Source organism: Acetobacterium wieringae (genome assembly GCF_026646375.1).
In the GTDB taxonomy this organism is placed as follows: domain Bacteria; phylum Bacillota; class Clostridia; order Eubacteriales; family Eubacteriaceae; genus Acetobacterium; species Acetobacterium wieringae_A.
Genome location: NZ_JAIPPU010000007.1, coordinates 105,421 through 124,019, shown reverse-complemented (window position 1 = coordinate 124,019; position 18,599 = coordinate 105,421). Strand labels below are relative to the sequence as shown.

The following is an 18,599-nucleotide window of genomic DNA, read 5'->3' as shown; positions in this document are numbered from 1 at the left end:
TCTTCCTCGTTTTGAACTTTCTGCTTTTTGCCAAAAACAAACACTTCAATATAGAATCCATCTTAATTAAATATCATTTTACTATACATCTCTTATTTTATTTGGTATGGCTCCAACTGTCAAGAACGAAGACGGAAAAATTTATGGATTCTTAATTATTTTAGGATGGGATTTTCAAACCGTCGCCACTTAAGGGTTTTCTTTCCATACTGAATCGCTTTCTGGGGACAGCGGTTGATACAGGCGGTGCAGTGCGTACATTGTTTTGCCGTCCAAACCGGCTTGTTATTAACCATTTGAATCGCCGAAACAGGACAAATTTTCTCGCATTTTCCGCAGCCGTTACACTTGTCATCAGCATAAAAGAGCCTGGTTTTTCGGCCATGGACGTATAGCGGATAAGCTATATTGGTCAAAAACGATTTTTTTCGTTTGTTGCTATCATCCTTCTTTTTCTTTGATATTGCAGCGATAATGTCAGTTAGCTTTTTATCTGTTGTAATCTGTATCTTCTTTTGTAGCGCTGGCCCCGTTGGCTGGTACATCATGATGTAATTGCTGGCCATCTTAACTTCAAACGCAGCATCGAGCGACACCTTTTGCTTTTTCAGGAGATCTTCCAGCATTTTCGGCGTTCCGCCCATTCCGCCGCCACAAGTCATCACACTAAATACATAAGGTTGCATGCGGGCTTCCAGATTTTGTTCAATTATGAGCTCAGCTATAAAATCAGCTACAATTGAAGGTACGCCATAAAAGTAAACCGGGAAAATAAAACCAATTCTTTCATCGACTGAAAGCGAATAAACAAAAGATTTCTCTTTCATAGCCGTGGTTATATCGACGAGTCGCTCTCCCAGCTCATCACCAATCCTTTTTGTCACATACAACGAGTTACCGGTTCCGGTAAAATAAAATATCATCTTCTTCTCCTTTATTTTGAGTATGTAATTTGATACGCTACTTGCATTGTTCCATTAACAGTTCAATATGCTCCACCAAAGTTTTTAAATGCAGCAACCTGCTTTTTTCCGGATCCAGATAATAAAAATTCATGGTTCCTTGCTTACTCACATTAACAATCTTAGCATCCATCAGGATTTTGATATGATGGGATACTGCTGGTCGGGACAGATTGACTTTTTTGGTAATTTCTCCTACCCGAATGCCAGGATAGCACCCATTTTCCATAATTGCCACCATGATTAACTGTCGGGTTTCATCCCCGATGGCGGTGAGTAGTGGTTGACAATCTTTGAACATTTCAATCAGTGCTTTTTGCTCGTTACTCATTTCTAGCACTCCCTTCCTCCGTTTAATGGTTTAATTCATTAAACCATTGCTAATAGTATACATGAATAAATATTTTTATCAACATCGGGAAAGAAATTCGAGACCATTCAAATTGATTATCTGCGTTTTTTTCATCCGATCCGTATTCAGCGACTGTAAAGCAATTCCCTCCTTCAGGCTATTTATTCCCCACAATCACACTTGACAACGGGTTAAAAATACCATAAAATATTAATCATATATAGTTACTATGATTAATGCGAAGGAGTGTATTATGGATAACCTGACCAATAAATATCAAGCGTTAAAAGATTACCTGAACGAACTGGAAAGTGTCGCCGTAGCCTTTTCCGGCGGTGTTGATTCGACTTTTTTGCTAAAGGTTGCTTACGATGTTTTAGGAAAAAAAGCGGTCGCTGTGACCGCCCGGTCCGAAAGCTTTCCCAAGCGCGAATTACAGGAAGCCACCGCCTATGCTGAAGAATTGGGTGTCGATCACTTTATAATTGATTCGGAAGAGCTGGATATTGAAGGTTTTTCCCATAATCCCAAGAACCGCTGTTATTTATGCAAGTCCGAGCTTTTTACCAAGATCAAAGAAATTGTGACTCTTCAGAAATTAAATTACGTTATTGAAGGCTCCAACACTGACGATGATGGTGATTACCGACCGGGACTATTAGCGGTAACCGAGTTAGGTGTCAAAAGCCCGTTACGATTTGCCAAGCTTTCCAAGGATGAAATCCGTCAGCTGTCGAAGGAATTGAATCTTCCCACCTGGAACAAACAATCCTTTGCCTGTCTGTCTTCCCGATTCCCTTATGGCGAGAATATTACCCCAGATCGCCTGCAGATGATCGACCAGGCTGAACAATACCTTCTTGATCTCGGCTTCCATCAGGTGCGCGTCCGCTATCACGGTGACCTGGCCCGGATCGAAACCGATGAAGCCGGTTTCGAAACCTTAGTTAATGAAGGTATTCGCAGTAAAATTCATGATCGTTTTAAAACCATTGGCTTCACTTATATCAGCCTTGATTTAAAAGGCTATCGAACCGGCAGCATGAACGAGACGCTATAAAAAAACAGGATTGCTAGACTCTTTGATTTAGTAATCCTGTTTTTTGTCGTCTCTTTTATCATATTCTAATCTAACTAGCTATTGTGCCAACGCATTGTTTTTTCATCATTTTGTGCTGTCACAGCTAAATCATAAAAGCGCCTTAATAAGGCTTTACCATATGTTTTATGTTCAATAGTATTACAAAATACATCGCCTACACATTCTGGATGAAATTGAACGCCCCAGACGTTTTCCTTATATCGAAGTGCATGAGTCGTCTCAAAATCATTTTCTGCCAATATCACGGTATCAGGTGGTATTTTGGTAACGGTCTGAAAGTGGGACGAATATGCACTAAAACGGGCTGGTAATACCCCCAGCAATGGATCTTTCTTGCCATCTTCAGTAAGATGAATCTCAACCTCGCCTTTTTCTTCACCCTGTTCATGATAGTCAACCGAACCACCAAAGGTATGGGCAAGCAATTGATGTCCAAAACAGATACCCAAAACAGGAATGTTCTTTTTAACAACCTGTTTTAACCATTGCGCGGTTGCTACCCCCCAGGGTTCCAAATCCGTTACCATTGAAGGGGAACCAGTAATAATAATGCCAGCAATATCGTCCGGCAGAATTGGTACGGCATTTTCATAGACTGAAATTACCCGGACATCATCATATGGTATCCCTATACACTGGGCAATGCGGACATCACAGTCGCCACATTTGTTGATCACATGTTGATCCGATGATCCGGTCTTTATAATGAGCAGTTTTTTCATAATAGTTCCTCCTTCAAACAACAGTCGTTTCATACTTTTCCTATATGTATTAAATTATATATAATAACGAGCTAATTGTCAATAGAAATGGCTGATGAAATAGATAATATTATTCATATTATTTTTATATGTTTTATTCTTGCAAAAACAAATGGTTCCTGTTATAATAAACCACATTAAACATATAAATTTACTATGATTTGAAAGGTGGTGACCTCATGACTAAATCCATGTGTTGTCTGATGTAGTAATTACATGTAGTAGATAAACTAAAAAAAATTAAAAATTTTATGATTAGAAAAGAGAGGATCTCAAATGAAAACTAAACGAATTATCGGATTTATTGCAATTATAAGCATTTTGCTTATTGCTCTCACGGGTTGTTCTTCTTCAAGTGCTGCCACAACCGAACCAGCAAAGGTTTTGAAAGTTGGCGTGTGTGCCGGACCATATGGAGATATGTTCACTGAAGCCATTCAACCATCCTTGGAAGAAAAAGGCTATACCGTTGAAATCGTCGAATTCTCAGATTATGTTCAACCAAACAAAGCTTTAGCTGCCGGTGAAATTGATCTCAACCTGTTTCAGCATTCTACTTACCTGGCTAACTTCTCAAAGGAAAATAACTTAGACCTAACCTTTATCAAAGAAGTTCCCACTGCTGCGATGGGAATTTTTTCCGAAAAATATAAAACCATTAATGATATCGAAGACGGCGCTACCGTAGCGATTCCAAATGATGCGACTAACTTATCCCGGGCTATTCGAGTCTTGGCGCAAACCAATATTATCACCATCGACCCAGCTGTCGATCCTAAAACAGCCACTCAAAACACCCTTTCCAGCAATCCTAAAAATTTACAGTTTGTCGAAATCGAAGCGCCTCAATTACCAAGAAGTCTTGACAGTGTCGGCATTGCCGTGATTAACGGTAATTATGCACTCAGTTCAGGACTCAACCTTTCTGATGCCCTTTATAATGAAAAACTGTCTGAGGGCTACATCAATGGTGTCGCTGTCCGAACCGAAGATAAAGATTCCGATTTCGCGAAAGATGTCATTGCCGCAATCGAATCCGATGCCTTTAAAAAAGTAATCGAGGATCCGACCAAACAATATGTTTCTTTCCAAAGACCATCTGACTATTAAAATTTTAACAAAAGCTCAGTTAATTTAAAGAACTGAGCTTTTGCCTTAAATCCTATAGAAAAAGGTAACAATTATGATTGAATTCAAGCATGTCTCTGTCAGCTTTAAACAGCACAAACAGATTTTTGAGGCTGTCAATGATGCCCATTTTAAAATTGAAAAGGGTGAGATCTTTGGTATCGCCGGTTCAAGTGGTGCCGGCAAAAGCACCCTGCTTCGTACCATCAATTTATTACAGACTGTTTCCTCCGGTGAAATATTGGTAGACGGCGAAAATGTCACCAATTATCGGAGAACACAGTTGCGAATACTCCGTCGCAATATCGGGATGATTTTTCAACACTTTAATCTGGCCCGAAATCTAACCGTCTATCAGAATATTGCCTTTGTTTTAAAGGCAGCAGGGAAATCAAAAGCGGAAACTGAAACCCGGGTCAAAGAATTACTGGATCTGGTCAATTTATCGGAGAAGTCCAATTCCTACCCCGCCAACCTTTCAGGTGGTGAAAAACAGCGGGTTGCAATTGCCCGGGCACTGGCCAATGATGCCAAAATTCTGCTCTGTGATGAGCCCACATCCGCTCTTGATCTGGAAACCACCTCATCCATTTTAAGCTTATTAAAAGACCTGAATAAAAAATTTGGTATCACCATTGTCATCATCACCCATGAACTGGATGTCATCAAAAGTATCTGTACCCGATGTGCGGTAATGAACAAGGGCTCGGTCGTCGAAATTGGCGATGTCTATGATATTTTCACCAAACCACGGGAAGACTTCACCCGACAGTTATTAAGTCATACCAGTCATTTCAATTTGCCTGAGCAAATTATTGACAAGATGCAAGGGCCAATTATCCGTCTCACATTTAAGGGGGACAATGCCAACAACCCGATTCTTTATTACGCTGCCAATACCTTTCAGATTGGTTTTAATATTTTATTGGGAAAGGTTGAATACATCAACGATTTACCGCTTGGGATACTATATGTTCAGCTAATTGGCGAAACTGAGCCACTAAAACTGGCAATCGAATTTCTTGCCGCAAATACGGCCGATTTGGAGGTAATCAATCATGGACTTTGATTTAAAAGCAGCACTGATCCTGACCTTTGGTCAAACCATGCAAATGGTCATTTCGTCCCTGTTGGCCGCCATCATCATTGGTGGCAGTATTGGCCTGTTATTATTTTTAACATCGAATACACTTTTTCTCAAAAATCGGGTCATCAACCAAATTGTCGGCGTCATTATTAATATCACCCGTTCAATCCCCTTTTTGATCTTGCTGGTATTGATGATACCCGTTTCAAAAGCGATCGTGCATACATCCATCGGTCCCAATGCTGTGGTCATTCCTCTGGCAGTAGCGGCCATCGCCTTTTTTGGCCGACTGTCCGAAGCGTCTTTTTCCGATGTTGATAATGGCGTACTGGAAGCCGCCATTGCTTCTGGGGCCAGTAAATTGTCGATTGTATTGAAGATTCTGCTGCCGGAAGCCTTACCATCGCTGATTAAGAACATTACCGTCACTGCGGTGTCATTAATCGGTTTTTCGGCTATGGCCGGAACCGTTGGCGGCGGCGGAATTGGCGATTTGGCCATCCGATACGGCTATCAGCGCTATGAACCCGAAGTGATGTTTATCTGTGTGATCGTTCTGGTGCTGCTGGTACAGATCTTTCAGGTTATTGGGGATTCATCCGCAAAAAAACTGGATAAAAGCAGCAAATAAAACACTACTTAAGAATCGAGGAAACATTATGATTGAAATACGATGGCATGGACGCGGCGGGCAAGGGGCCTTTACCGCTGCTAAAATTTTGGGGGCCGCTTCATTAATCGACAATAAATTTTCGCTGGCTTTTCCTTCTTTTGGCCCCGAACGCCGCGGTGCGCCGATTCAGGCCTTTAATAAAATTGATACGCAAGCAATTATCAATCGGAGTGAAATTAAAGCCTGTAATTATTTAATCTTTCTGGATGACAGTTTGTTCTCTTTTGATTATTTAAACGATCTGAAAGACGATGGCATCGCCCTGATTAACACCGCAACCCCAGAAAAGTTTCGTGATTTTTCACAGATCCAGACAATTGATGCAAATCTGATTGCCCTTAACATAATCAAAAAGCCCCTCAGTAACACAGCAATGCTCGGAGCCCTGGCAAGTATCTCTGACGATGTTTCGCTATCATCATTGCAGCAGGCCAGTAATCAGTATTTGTCGGCAACCCACGCGGCCAAAAACCAGTTGATTCTACAAGAATCCTATGATCATTTTAAGGAGGTTTACTAAATGAGCAAGCCTTATTTACGACATTATCAGAAACCCCAAAAATTGTCAGATTACCCCTTAGGCACTGCCAGTGAAGCCGGCTATCTGGTTACAAAAAATTGCGGCTGGCGAAATGAACGTCCGATTATCGTTACGAGTGAATGCATCAACTGCCTGCAATGTTATCTTTACTGTCCCGACGGTGTTATTTTTAAAACAGCTGATGGGTTGGATATTGACTACGACTTTTGCAAGGGTTGCGGCATCTGTGAAAAAGTCTGTCCCAAGCAAGCCATTAAAATGGAGGTAGAAACAAATGACTAAAGCATTTTTATCAGGCAATGATGCCTTTGCCGAAGGGGTTCGGTTGGCCCGCCCCCAGGTTATTTCGATTTACCCGATCACCCCGCAGACAACAGTGGTCGAGCGAATTTCTGAAATGGTGGAAGACAGCAGTTTAAAAAGCGAACTGATCCACGTTGAATCGGAACACTCCGCTCTATCCTGTGCCATTGGTGCCAGTGCCATGGGCGCCCGCACCTTTACGGCGACCTCTTCACAGGGTCTGCTGTACATGGCGGAATGTTTGCCCTATGCCAGCGGCGGTCGCTTTCCGATCGTGATGATGAATGCCAACCGCTCCACCGCCTTACCCTGGAATATTTATGGCGACCAGCGGGATTCCCTCTCACAGCTTGACTGTGGCTGGATCCAGGTGTATGTTGAAGATGCCCAGGAAAGCCTGGACATGGCCCTGCAAAGCTACCATATTGCCGAAAACCCCTTGGTATCAACCCCGGTTATGGTCAATTTGGATGGCTTCGTGCTGACCCATACCTACGAAACCGTGGAAATCCCCAGTCAGACCGATGCTGACCGCTTTTTGCCACCCTTTCAAACTGAGAACAAAATGAGTCTGGATAACCCGAAAAACCTGGCTTTTAGCGTTGGTCCCGACAATAATATGGAATTTAAATATCTCCAGCACAAAGCCATATTGGGCAGCAAACGGATTATCGAAGAAACCGATGCGAAATTTGCCGAAATTTTTGGCCGCAGTTATGGTGGACTGACCCAGGGTTACCGTCTTGACGATGCCGATTATATCCTGATTACCCTGGGCAGTATCACCGGCCTTTGCCGCGAGGTGGTTGATGAGTTGCGTGAGCGTGGCGAAAAGGTCGGCCTGCTCAAGCTCCGTTTTTTAAGGCCCTTTCCCAGTGATGATCTGGTTGCGGCACTGGGATCAGCAAAAGCTGTTGGGGTGTTGGAAAAAGACATTTCCTTTGGTTATGAAGGCACCGTCTATACCAATGTTAACTCGGTTATTGCAAAGAATGGCTTACGTCTGGAAACTTATAATTTCATTGCCGGTCTCGGCGGCCGTGATATCAGCCGGGAAAACATCACCGCAATCTTTCGCCATCTGCAAACAGGTGGGCAACATGTTAATTTTATCGGACTGGGGGTGACCATTGATGACTAATCAAATAACTGCAAAAACGATCACGGATAGTGAAATTTTTTATGGCCATAAGGCCTGCGCCGGTTGCGGTGGCAGTCTGGCCGTGCGGATCGCTCTTAAAGTTCTGGGCGAGAGGGCTATTTCGGTACTGCCAGCCGGCTGTATGTCGGCGGTTGGATTTAATTATCCGCATTTGTGTTTTAGCAATAATTCGATCATTTCCACCTTTGCCGGAACCGCTTCGATGCTGACCGGTGTTGAAGCTGGTGCCCGGGCGGTTGGGATTAAGAATTTCAAAGCGGTCGGGTTGGCCGGCGATGGCGGAACTGCCGATATCGGCATTCAGGCCTTATCCGGGGCGATTGACCGCAACGATGATATTCTCTATATCTGCTACGATAATGAAGCCTATATGAATACCGGTATCCAAAAGAGCGGTTTAACCCCGTTTGGCGCCAAAACAACCACGACCCCCAGCGGTGAAAATATTCACGGTAATCTACGCCCCAAAAAAAATCTCTTTGAGATTGTGGCAGCCCATAATATTTCCTATGCTGCCACCGCCAGTATCGGGAATCTTCCCGATTTTATCAATAAGATTGAAAAGGCTTCAAAAATAAAGGGCACAACCTACATCCATGTGGTCGCCCCCTGCCCGATTGGTTGGGGCATTCCCGTCAATGAAACCATTGAGATCGCCAGAAAAATGATCGATTGCGGTTTGTGGTATCTGGCCGAATACGAAAACGGACAGTTTACACTTAATAAAAACCCCCGCGACTTTTCATCAATTAAAGATTATCTGCTATCACAAGGTCGCTTTAAACATTTAGACGATGCAGACATTGAAATACTGGCAGCACAGCGGGATGCCAAGTGGGCAGCGATACAAAAAAATTGGAATACCACCAAGGAGGAATTATGAGCGAGAAAAAATATTGGGATGAAAAAATCGAGACCCTGCCACGAGCAGATCTGGAAGAATTACAGCGTCGCGAATTAAAAGATATACTGACATTTGCCTACAGCAATTCTGCTTATTATAAAGAAGCCTTTAATGCGGCCGGACTGACCCCAGCCGATTTTAACCAGCTCGAAGATATTCAAAAATTCCCGTTTACCAATAAGGCCACCCAACGGGAACGGCAGGCCAAAGGCGGGCTTTTAGGCGACATGATTGCCGTCAGTGAAGATGATGTCGTTTTTGTGTCGGCTTCCAGCGGCTCAACCGGAGTGCCAACCCTCAGCCCCTTTACCAAACAGGATTTCGACGAATGGCAGGATGTCGAAAGTCGCCTGTTTTATGGTGCCGGGATGCGTAAACATGACCGTTATGTTCACGCTCTGAATTTTTCACTATTTGTCGGTGGACCGGATGTCATCGGGGCCCAGAATTTGGGAGCCCTTTGTATCTGGGCCGGAACTGTGCCATCGGAACGACTGCTTTTTATTTTAAAAGAATTCCAACCGACGATTATCTGGACAACTCCATCTTATGCTTTGTATCTTGGCGAAACAGCCCTTAAAATGGGCATTGACCCTGCCAAGGATTTGGCCATTCGTACTATCATTGTAGCCGGCGAGCCCGGTGGCTCGATTGGAACCACCCGGGAAACCATCGAAAAAGTCTGGAATGCCGAGCTATATGACTTTTTTGGATTATCAGATATATTCGGGGCCTGCGCCGGGATGTGCGAAGCCAAGGATGGCCTCCATATCGCTGAGGATCACATTCTGGTTGAAGTCCTGGATGTAAAAACCGGAGCACCCTTACCCGATGGTGAACGGGGTGAACTCGTCTACACCACCCTGCGTAAAAAAGCCCGACCACTGATCCGTTTCAAAACCGGTGATATTGGCTCAGTCAACCGCAAACCCTGCAGTTGTGGGCGAACCCACGCCCGCATTAAAATTCATGGCCGATTGGATGACATGTTTATTGTCTCTGGGGTTAATGTTTTCCCCAGTGATATTGAGTTTGTTATCCGGGGAACTGAAGGAATTACCGGCGAATACCTGATTCGTTTATATGAACAAAATCATTCGGTTAAATATCGGCTGGAAATCGAAAAATCCGATGACAACAATGAACCGGATGAAGTATTAAAAGAACGGGTGGCTGCTGCGCTAAAAACCCGGTTAGGTGTAAAACCTGGTGATGTCACAATCTTAAACGATGGTGATTTGGAGCGGGCGACTCATAAGGCAAAACGCTTAATCGATGAGCGAACCTTAATCTATGAAATTTAAAGAAGGTGCATGATGAAACCACTGAGTAACCGAACTGCTGACTTTACCGATTCTGTAATCCGACGGATGACCCGTATTTCCAATCAGTATAATGCGGTCAACCTGTCCCAGGGATTTCCTGACTTTGATCCACCGAAACCAATTCTTGAGGCTCTGGAAAAAGCTTCCCGTCAGGGGCCTCATCAATATTCGATTACCTGCGGGGCGCAAAATTTCCGGGAAGCCCTGGCACAAAAACAGAACCGGTTAATGGGCCGATCAATTAATCCGGAAACCGAAATTGTAGTGACCTGTGGCAGCACCGAGGCGATGATGGCCGCGATGATGACTGTCGCCAATCCTGGTGACAAGGTCATCGTTTTCTCGCCTTTTTATGAGAATTATGGAGCGGATACCATTTTATCCGGTGCTGTTCCAATCTATGTCCCGCTTCATCCGCCTGCGTTTAACTTCAATACCGATGAGTTGGAAGCCGCCTTTAAACAAGATCCCAAAGCGCTGATTCTGTGCAACCCTTCCAACCCCACCGGCAAGGTGTTTAACCGCGAAGAACTGACGATTATTGCTGATTTGGCCAAGAAATATGATACCTATGTAATCACCGATGAGGTCTATGAACACATTGTTTACGAACCCCATGAACACATTTATCTGGCTTCTTTACCGGGAATGTTTGAACGCACGATTTCCTGCAGTTCTTTATCAAAAACCTATTCCATCACCGGTTGGCGGTTAGGCTATATTATCGCCCCGGAACATATTATTGATGTCGCTAAAAAGGTTCATGATTTCTTAACCGTCGGTGCCGCGGCACCGCTCCAGGAAGCCGCCACCGTTGGGCTGCAATTTGGTGATGACTATTATCTTGATTTGCGCAAACACTATACTGCCAAAAGGCAGCTCTTTTTAAACGGTCTTGATGATATCGGCCTTGGCTACAGTACACCCCAGGGTGCCTATTATGTGATGATTGATGTATCCCCCTATAAAGCCGATGATGATCTGGCTTTTTGCACCTGGTTAGCCGAACATGTCGGCGTTGGGGCTGTCCCCGGCTCTACTTTTTTCAGGGAAGATGTCAATCACCTGATCCGTCTGCATTTTGCCAAAAAAGAAGCAACCCTCTATGAGGCCCTGAACCGTTTGGCCGATCTTAAACAAAAATGGCAGAGACATTCTTTTTAGAAGTCTCTGCCTTTTTATTTCGCTATTTATTTGGCTTTACACGTCATTTTTGATGGCCTTTTCCAGCTGATTAAGGGCCTGCTCCAGAATCAACCGGGGTGACGCCATATTGATACGCTGAAAGCCATCGCCACCAGCACCAAACATCGTCCCGGCATCCAGCCAGAGGCCCGCCCGGTTGATAATTAAATCTTCCAGTTCTTGATTGCTAAGGCCCAGTTCACAAAAATCCAGCCAGATCAGATAGGTTCCCTCCGGTTCAATCAGTTTTATCTGGGGCAGCCGCTCTGCCAGATATGTTCTAACAAAGTTCAAGTTATTAAATAAGTAATCCTTTAATTCCTCCAGCCACTTCTGCCCTTTGGAATAGGCGGCCGCGCAGGCGACAATGCCCATAATGCTGATCTCATTATAACCGCCTTTGTGCATTTCTTTTCTAAACTTTTTGCGAATCTCCCGGTTCTCGATGAAAATATTGGAAACCTGAAGCCCAGCCAGATTAAAGGTCTTGCTTGGAGCGGTACAGGTAATTGTATTACTTAAATATTCCGGCTTCAAATTAGCAAAAACCAGATGTTTAAAGCCCGGATAAACAAAATCCTGATGAATTTCATCCGCAATGACGATGACCTCATGTTTTAAACAGATATCGCCCAGGCGAGTCAACTCTGCCTGCGTCCACACCCGTCCCACCGGATTATGGGGATTGCAGAGAATGAACAACTTGACATCATTTTCTAAGATCTTTTTTTCAAAGTCGTCAAAATTAATGCGATAGCGGCCTTCCTCGTAAACTAACTGGTTAACTACCAGATTCCGCTCATTGACCGTGATCATTTCGGCAAAGGGATAATAAACCGGTTGCTGAATAATGATGCTGTCACCTTCTCTAGTCAACGCCCGGATGGCAGTGGCAATAGCGTAAACCACTCCGGGGGTGGTCACCAGCCAATCCGGCTGGATATTCCAGCCAAACCGACTTTTAAACCATTCCTTTAAGATAAAGAAATAATCCTGGCCGCTTTCTGAATATCCAAAGATACCATGCTTGCTCTTTTCAACCAGGGCCTCGACAACCGGGGCCGGAGTCTTGAAATCCATATCAGCTACCCAAAGTGGCAAAAGCCCTTCTGGCATCCCACGCCGATGGGCAAAATCATATTTAATGGAATTGGTATTATCCCGGGTGATTATTTCGTCAAAGTTATATTTCATTGGACCGTCTCCTTTAAAACCCGATCGAGCTCATCGATCAGGTCATTAACACTTTCAATTCCAACAGACAAGCGTAGCAGGCGACTATTAATCCCCTTGGCTTCACGCTGCTCTTCTGGAATATCGCCATGGGTCTGCAGCATTGGATAGGTGATTAAGCTCTCCACTCCGCCCAGACTTTCAGCATACTGAATCAGTTTTACTCCTTCCAGAATATGGTGAGCCGTTTTTTCACTGTCCACTTCAAAAGAGATCATCCCGCCAAAACCCGTCGCCTGACGTTTCGAAATCTGATAACCGGGATGGCTTTCAAGACCTACATAATGGACTGCCTTAATGCGTTCCTGTTGACATAGCCACCTGGCAATCACGCCGGCATTTTGCTGTTGTCGATCCATCCGAATCGGTAAGGTCTTGATTCCCCGAATTAATAGCCAGCTGTCAAAGGGTGCTAACCCAGCTCCGGTCGTTTTAAAAATAAAGCGCAGCTTGTCAGCCAGGGTTTTATCCCGGGTGACTACAAAACCGGCAATGGTATCATTATGACCACCTAAGTATTTGGTGCCGCTATGGATTACAATGTCGGCACCTAATTTCAGCGGTTTCTGAAAATACGGGGTCAAAAAGGTGTTGTCAACCATTAACAGCAACTGATGTTTGCGGGCAATCTCGGCTACACCAGCCAGATCGGTGACCTGCATCATCGGGTTGGTCGGCGTTTCAATAAATAAAGCTCTGGTATTGGTTCTGATCAGCGGCTCAATTAACGAAAGATCGGCAGTATCAACCAGATCAAAGCTGATTCCATTCTTAATCGAAATGTGATGAAAAAGCCGATGAGAACCACCGTAAAGATCGTCCGAGGCGATGATGTGATCCCCCGGGGAAAAAAGTTCCATCACCGCGCTGATGGCTGCCATCCCCGATGAAAAAGCCATCGCATCGACACCTTCTTCCATCCGGGTCAGGATATTTTCGAGATGCTCCCGGGTGGGGTTTTGTTGTCTGGTATAATCATAACCAGTACTCTCGCCAACCCCAGGATGAGCAAAGGTAGCCGTCTGAAAAATCGGGACACTGATGGCTCCGGTGTTATCATATTTATTATTGTTACCATGGATGCATAATGTTCCAAAATCCATATCATTCTCCATTCTTATATCAATTCATAGTGATTCAGTATGTTTAGTCAATACTAACCGATTCGCCTATTAATGTCAAGATGATTCGACATGTCTATTCGATCACATCAATAATTTTTTCTTTTACTTAAGATCATTCAATTCAGTTGTATATCATATTAATTCCATAGTATAATTGTGATATATGCATAGGAGGTATATCATGTACAACGAGATAGTACTCGACCATTTTTCCAATCCCCGTAATGTTGGCGATTTTGCCACGCCTGATGGCGTGGGACACGCCGGTAATCCAATCGATGGTGATAAAATTACAATCTATATAAAAGTTTCAGATCAGCAATTGACAGGGGTGCGTTTTAAAACCTTCGGTTGCGGTGCTGCCATTGCCGCCAGTAGCATGCTTACCGTAATTGCCAGTGGAAAAACCCTTGCCGCAGCCCTTAAAATTACCAATGCTGATGTCGCTACTGCACTTGGCGGTTTGCCACCTGAAAAGCTACTGTGCTCAAACATCGCCGCTGATGCCCTCCATGATGCCATCCAAAACTATCAGCAGCACTGCCAGCAACAGGCTTCAGATCAACAACAAGGAGATGTAGTCAAAAATATCGAAGCGACTGATCAGGACGCTGCCCCCAACGGGAATCAGGCTCCAACCGAAGGATTAACCGATCCTGCCCAGATTAAGCGCTATCTGCGCCAGATCATTATGCCAGACATCGGTGGTGCTGGCCAAAAAAAACTGCTGACGACAAAAATACTGGTTTGTGCTCCAAATCTTAAGATCGCCGATCTGCTGCTTCGTTACCTGGTTGCCATGGGCATTGGTCAGATCGACTGCTTTCTTAATAACCCGGACAATTGGGAACCCGTTTGTGCAAACTTGCGGGATCAAAACCCGGATGTCACTTTGCAGTTAGTTAAAACCGTCACGGCGCCTGCTGATTTTAACCTGATTCATGGAAGCAACGACTTTTGCCGCAAGCTGGTTGAGTCGCTTCTCCGTGCTACTCTCGCCACAACCTTTACACCGACCTTGGTGTCTGTTTGTGAAACCTGGCAGGGGTGCTTTAACTATTGTCATGATAAGGCCACCATGAAGCTATTTCTAGACGCCCTGCAGAATAAGGGTTTTTCCGATCATCAGGCCATAAATCATGAATTAATTGCGCTTGGCTCTGATCTCAGTGCCGCCTTTTCTGGAACCCTGCTACCAATCGAATTGGTTAAAGCATGTCTAAACATCGGTGAACAGCAGACAGCAGGCTTTTATTATGATTTGGTCAGCCAAATTTTTGATAATCAGTTTATCTCCAGTCAGCCCCTTCATCCGCCAACGGATTTATCGCAAGGGATTGATATAAACAAGCTTAGATCCGCCCGAATTTTAACCGTCGGTGCCGGAGGTCTGGGCTGTCCGGCCAATCTGGTTCTCGCCAAGGCTGGACTTACTCACCTGAGCCTGATCGATTTTGACCAGGTTGAAATCAGTAATCTGAATCGCCAGATCCTGCATTCCAGCTCCCGAATCGGCCTGTTAAAAGTTGAATCGGCCCGGATCGCCCTTAAGTCAATTAATCCCGAGCTGAATATAACGCTTTATCCCGAAGCTCTCAGTACTGAAAATGCCCGGGCTTTAATTAGCCAGCATGATTTGGTCATTGACGGTCTGGATAATTTACCAACCCGTTATCTGCTCAATGATGCCTGTTATCAGGAAAAAAAGCCGCTGATTGAAGCTGGTGCCCTATCATATTACGGCCAGGTAACCGCCTTGATTCCTGATGATGGCCCTTGTTTTCGCTGTCTGTTTCCTCAAGCTGATGGTCAGACTGCTGGCAGTTGCTCTGAAACCGGTGTATTAGGCCCGGTGCCCGGGGTGATTGGGGTACTCCAGGCCGTTGAAGCCATAAAACAATTGCTTGGTCTTAGACCCAATTTAACCGGACGTCTTTTAATGATTGACACCCTGGCAACCTCATTTGATCTTTTTAGTTTTAAAAAAGATACGAGCTGTCCGTTATGCGGTCAAGATCCGAGTATCCATGAACTTGGCTCCTTTTCATTTGTTTGTGAAGATGATCGCCTTGACAACTAAACACTTGATTTAAATGCTGGATATGTTAAATTGCGACGCTGTCTTTTCAATAATTGTTGTTCACTAATTTTAAACAATTATCGATAAATCCTTGAACAGCTGTCCGATTTATGATATCATATTATTCATATAAATATTATATGAATAATATGAGGAGGTTTGAATTATGGGGATTGTTATTATTGGAGGGCATGACCGAATGGTATGCAAATATAAAGAAATATGCAAAAGCTATCAGTATAAGGTTAAGGTTTTTACCCAAATGCCAGCAGATATGAAAAATGTCATTGGCAGCCCCGACCTGCTCGTACTTTTTACCAATACGGTATCGCACAAGATGATTCACAATGCCATCAAAAGCGGCGAAAAAACCGGGACTTCAATTGTCCGTTCCCACAGCAGTAGTGCCTGCGCTCTGCAGAAAATCCTTGCCGACCATTGCCAGAAAACTACCTGCCAGGGATGCCCCAACCATTTATCCCAATCACAGTCGGTGCATCATTAACAAACAATTTAGGAGAACAAAAAGCTTCGGTTCGAATCGTCTAACCGAAGCTTTATAAATTAAAGCTAAAATCACTTTTTTTATCTTGATTCCCTACTCATACAAATTCTTACTGAAATAACGGTCGCCACGATCAGGAAAGATCACAACAATATTGCCTTGCTCAATTTTTTCTGTCAGTTTGAGTGCCCCGTAGAGTGCTGCGCCAGATGAAGTTCCGGCAATAATGCCCTCTTTTTTTGCCAGTAATCGTACCAAATCGAAGGCGGTTCGATCATCCACTTTGATAACCTCGTCAACCAGGGTCATATCCATTGTGTTGGCAATAAAGTCGTTGCCTATCCCTTCAATATCATAGCAACCGGCTGTCCCGCCGCCCATGATTGAACCGTAGGGATCTGCTAAAATCCCTTTGATGTTGGGATTTTTTTCTTTCAAATAACGCACCACCCCGGAATAGGTGCCGCCACTGCCAGCACCAGCTACCAGATAATCAATGTTTCCATCGAGATCATTAAAAATTTCCGGTCCGGTGGTGTCGTAATGAATACCAGGATTCGATGGGTTTTCAAACTGTTGTAGTGAAATGGCATCGGGAATTGACTTCAATAACTCCCGGGCCTTATTCGTAGCTCCTTGCATTCCCAGTTCACGGGGCGTGTTCACAATTTCTCCACCATAGGCACGCATCAGCGTCTGTTTTTCCACTGAAAATTTAGTTGGCACCACAAAGATTACCCGATAACCCCGATTGATGGCGGCCAGGGCCACGCCGAGACCCGTGTTACCGGCGGTGCCTTCAATGATTGTGCCACCTGGTTTAAGCAACCCTTTGTTTTCGGCATCTTCAATCATCGCTACCCCAATCCGATCCTTGACGCTGCCGCCAGGATTCCAGAGTTCCAGCTTGGCAAAAATATTTACCCCTTTTTTTACCTGAAACTGGTTAAGCTTTACCATTGGCGTATTGCCAATCAATTCTCTGATATCATTATAATACGCCATCTTATGCCTCTAAACTTTTCGCAAATGCCTGTTCCAAATCCGCTAAAATATCGTGTTTATCCTCAATCCCAACCGAGATACGAATCAGGTTTTCAACAATGCCGACTTTTTGCCGGATTTCATAGGGAATCGATGCATGGGTCATACTGGAAGGATGGCAAACCAGGGATTCAACGCCGCCCAGACTTTCGGCCAGGGTTATTAACTTCAGCGACTCCACAAATTTATTAATATTATACTTTTCATCCAACTCAAAGGAGAGCATCCCACCTGGTCCGTCAGCCTGTTTTTTATTGATCGCATACCCCTGACCATCCGGTAAGCCGGGATAGTAAATGGCCTTAACCCCAGGCGTTTTTTGTAACGCCTCGGCAATGAATGTAGCATTCTCAATATGTCGATCCATTCGCACACCCAAAGTTTTAATGCCCCGTATCAACAAAAACGAATCAAAGGGCTGCAATACCCCGCCAGTGGCATTTTGAATAAACCAAAGCCGTTCTGCCAGGGCTTCGTCATTGACAACCGCCAGACCGGCAATTAAGTCACTATGACCACCCAGGTATTTTGTCGCACTATGAACAACAATATCAACCCCTAAGGCAATCGGTCTTTGAAGATAGGGAGTCATAAAGGTATTGTCGACAATACTTAAAACGCCATGCTTTCTGGCAATCTCTGCTACCGCCGCAATATCGGTAATGGTAAGGAGTGGATTGGCCGGACTTTCGATAAAAATTGCTTTAACGTCTTCGGTCAAACTGTCTTCAAGCAGCTTAAGATCGGCTGTTTCTACAATTTCATAGGTTAATCCAAAGTTATTAAAGACCTTATCGAGCACCCGAAAGGTACCGCCATAGACATTACTGGAAATAATTACTTTGTCACCAGTTTTAAAAAGACTGAGTACCGCCGTGGTGGCTGCCATGCCAGACGCAAAGGCAAAGCCGGCGATTCCCCCCTCCAATTCGGCAATCAGGGCTTCAAGAGCCTCCCGGGTGGGATTACCCGATCGGGAATATTCGTAACCCCGATCTTTTCCCAGCCCATCCTGCTTATAGGTGGAGGTCTGAAAAATAGGGACATTTACGGCTCCGGTTTTTTCATCGCCATCAATACCGCCGTGAATCAACTGTGAATTTAAATTACTATACTTACTCATGCTTG

19 protein-coding genes are annotated in these 18,599 nt (G+C 44.3%); 12 read left to right on the top strand and 7 right to left on the bottom strand.

Annotation, left to right across the window (positions count from 1 at the left end):
* Positions 1 to 155: 155 nt before the first annotated feature.
* Positions 156 to 923, bottom strand: a complete 768-nt coding sequence (locus Q7P33_RS08340) for an EFR1 family ferrodoxin (RefSeq protein ID WP_228883131.1) — start codon at positions 921 to 923, stop codon at positions 156 to 158.
* A gap of 37 nt (positions 924 to 960) precedes the next feature.
* Entirely contained in the window at positions 961 to 1,293 is a 333-nt protein-coding gene (locus Q7P33_RS08335; RefSeq protein ID WP_148636369.1) for a helix-turn-helix transcriptional regulator, read from the bottom strand.
* 274 nt (positions 1,294 to 1,567) lie between these two features.
* Between Q7P33_RS08335 and larE the strand changes: the two genes are divergently transcribed.
* Positions 1,568 to 2,374, top strand: a complete 807-nt coding sequence (larE, locus tag Q7P33_RS08330; RefSeq protein WP_070371963.1) for an ATP-dependent sacrificial sulfur transferase LarE — start codon at positions 1,568 to 1,570, stop codon at positions 2,372 to 2,374.
* Between the two features lie 74 nt (positions 2,375 to 2,448).
* Here the strand turns inward: larE and Q7P33_RS08325 are convergent, their stop codons facing one another.
* Positions 2,449 to 3,138, bottom strand: coding sequence for a glutamine amidotransferase (locus Q7P33_RS08325; RefSeq protein WP_148636367.1), 690 nt, complete (start codon positions 3,136 to 3,138; stop codon positions 2,449 to 2,451).
* A gap of 315 nt (positions 3,139 to 3,453) precedes the next feature.
* Between Q7P33_RS08325 and Q7P33_RS08320 the strand changes: the two genes are divergently transcribed.
* The 9 genes from Q7P33_RS08320 to Q7P33_RS08280 all read left to right on the top strand — a co-directional run bounded on the left by Q7P33_RS08320 (position 3,454) and on the right by Q7P33_RS08280 (position 11,464).
* Complete coding sequence (locus Q7P33_RS08320; RefSeq protein ID WP_303869204.1) at positions 3,454 to 4,287, top strand: MetQ/NlpA family ABC transporter substrate-binding protein; 834 nt, start codon at positions 3,454 to 3,456, stop codon at positions 4,285 to 4,287.
* Between the two features lie 73 nt (positions 4,288 to 4,360).
* Complete coding sequence (locus tag Q7P33_RS08315) at positions 4,361 to 5,374, top strand: methionine ABC transporter ATP-binding protein (protein ID WP_070371966.1); 1,014 nt, start codon at positions 4,361 to 4,363, stop codon at positions 5,372 to 5,374.
* Positions 5,364 to 6,023 (top strand): methionine ABC transporter permease, encoded by a 660-nt coding sequence (locus tag Q7P33_RS08310; RefSeq protein ID WP_303869201.1) that lies wholly within the window; start codon positions 5,364 to 5,366, stop codon positions 6,021 to 6,023. The genes Q7P33_RS08315 and Q7P33_RS08310 overlap by 11 nt, the downstream gene beginning before the upstream one ends.
* 28 nt (positions 6,024 to 6,051) lie before the next feature.
* On the top strand, positions 6,052 to 6,585 hold the full coding sequence (locus tag Q7P33_RS08305; protein WP_303869199.1) for a 2-oxoacid:acceptor oxidoreductase family protein: 534 nt from the start codon (positions 6,052 to 6,054) through the stop codon (positions 6,583 to 6,585).
* Positions 6,586 to 6,888 (top strand): 4Fe-4S binding protein, encoded by a 303-nt coding sequence (locus Q7P33_RS08300; RefSeq protein ID WP_070371969.1) that lies wholly within the window; start codon positions 6,586 to 6,588, stop codon positions 6,886 to 6,888.
* Positions 6,881 to 8,050 (top strand): transketolase C-terminal domain-containing protein, encoded by a 1,170-nt coding sequence (locus Q7P33_RS08295; RefSeq protein WP_303869196.1) that lies wholly within the window; start codon positions 6,881 to 6,883, stop codon positions 8,048 to 8,050. Before Q7P33_RS08300 ends, Q7P33_RS08295 begins: the two co-directional genes overlap by 8 nt.
* Positions 8,043 to 8,954: a thiamine pyrophosphate-dependent enzyme gene (locus tag Q7P33_RS08290; protein WP_303869194.1), complete on the top strand. Its 912-nt coding sequence runs from the start codon at positions 8,043 to 8,045 to the stop codon at positions 8,952 to 8,954. The genes Q7P33_RS08295 and Q7P33_RS08290 overlap by 8 nt, the downstream gene beginning before the upstream one ends.
* Positions 8,951 to 10,279 carry a phenylacetate--CoA ligase family protein gene (locus Q7P33_RS08285; RefSeq protein ID WP_148636359.1) on the top strand — a complete coding sequence of 443 codons (1,329 nt, stop codon included), beginning with the start codon at positions 8,951 to 8,953 and terminating at the stop codon, positions 10,277 to 10,279. The genes Q7P33_RS08290 and Q7P33_RS08285 overlap by 4 nt, the downstream gene beginning before the upstream one ends.
* Positions 10,280 to 10,291: 12 nt before the next feature.
* Positions 10,292 to 11,464, top strand: a complete 1,173-nt coding sequence (locus tag Q7P33_RS08280; protein ID WP_303869268.1) for a pyridoxal phosphate-dependent aminotransferase — start codon at positions 10,292 to 10,294, stop codon at positions 11,462 to 11,464.
* Between the two features lie 36 nt (positions 11,465 to 11,500).
* Here Q7P33_RS08280 and Q7P33_RS08275 read toward each other — a convergent pair whose 3' ends face one another.
* Both Q7P33_RS08275 and Q7P33_RS08270 read right to left on the bottom strand, forming a co-directional pair.
* On the bottom strand, positions 11,501 to 12,679 hold the full coding sequence (locus Q7P33_RS08275; RefSeq protein WP_303869192.1) for a MalY/PatB family protein: 1,179 nt from the start codon (positions 12,677 to 12,679) through the stop codon (positions 11,501 to 11,503).
* A complete protein-coding gene (locus Q7P33_RS08270) occupies positions 12,676 to 13,821 on the bottom strand; it encodes a PLP-dependent aspartate aminotransferase family protein (RefSeq protein ID WP_303869190.1) in 1,146 nt (381 codons plus the stop codon). Before Q7P33_RS08270 ends, Q7P33_RS08275 begins: the two co-directional genes overlap by 4 nt.
* 202 nt (positions 13,822 to 14,023) lie before the next feature.
* Between Q7P33_RS08270 and Q7P33_RS08265 the strand changes: the two genes are divergently transcribed.
* Positions 14,024 to 15,922 carry a ThiF family adenylyltransferase gene (locus Q7P33_RS08265; protein WP_303869189.1) on the top strand — a complete coding sequence of 633 codons (1,899 nt, stop codon included), beginning with the start codon at positions 14,024 to 14,026 and terminating at the stop codon, positions 15,920 to 15,922.
* A gap of 166 nt (positions 15,923 to 16,088) precedes the next feature.
* Positions 16,089 to 16,427 (top strand): DUF2325 domain-containing protein, encoded by a 339-nt coding sequence (locus Q7P33_RS08260; protein ID WP_303869187.1) that lies wholly within the window; start codon positions 16,089 to 16,091, stop codon positions 16,425 to 16,427.
* Positions 16,428 to 16,520: 93 nt separating this feature from the next.
* Here the strand turns inward: Q7P33_RS08260 and Q7P33_RS08255 are convergent, their stop codons facing one another.
* Positions 16,521 to 17,432: a PLP-dependent cysteine synthase family protein gene (locus Q7P33_RS08255; RefSeq protein ID WP_286809323.1), complete on the bottom strand. Its 912-nt coding sequence runs from the start codon at positions 17,430 to 17,432 to the stop codon at positions 16,521 to 16,523.
* A gap of 1 nt (position 17,433) precedes the next feature.
* Complete coding sequence (locus Q7P33_RS08250; protein ID WP_303869183.1) at positions 17,434 to 18,594, bottom strand: PLP-dependent aspartate aminotransferase family protein; 1,161 nt, start codon at positions 18,592 to 18,594, stop codon at positions 17,434 to 17,436.
* Positions 18,595 to 18,599 lie beyond the last annotated feature (5 nt).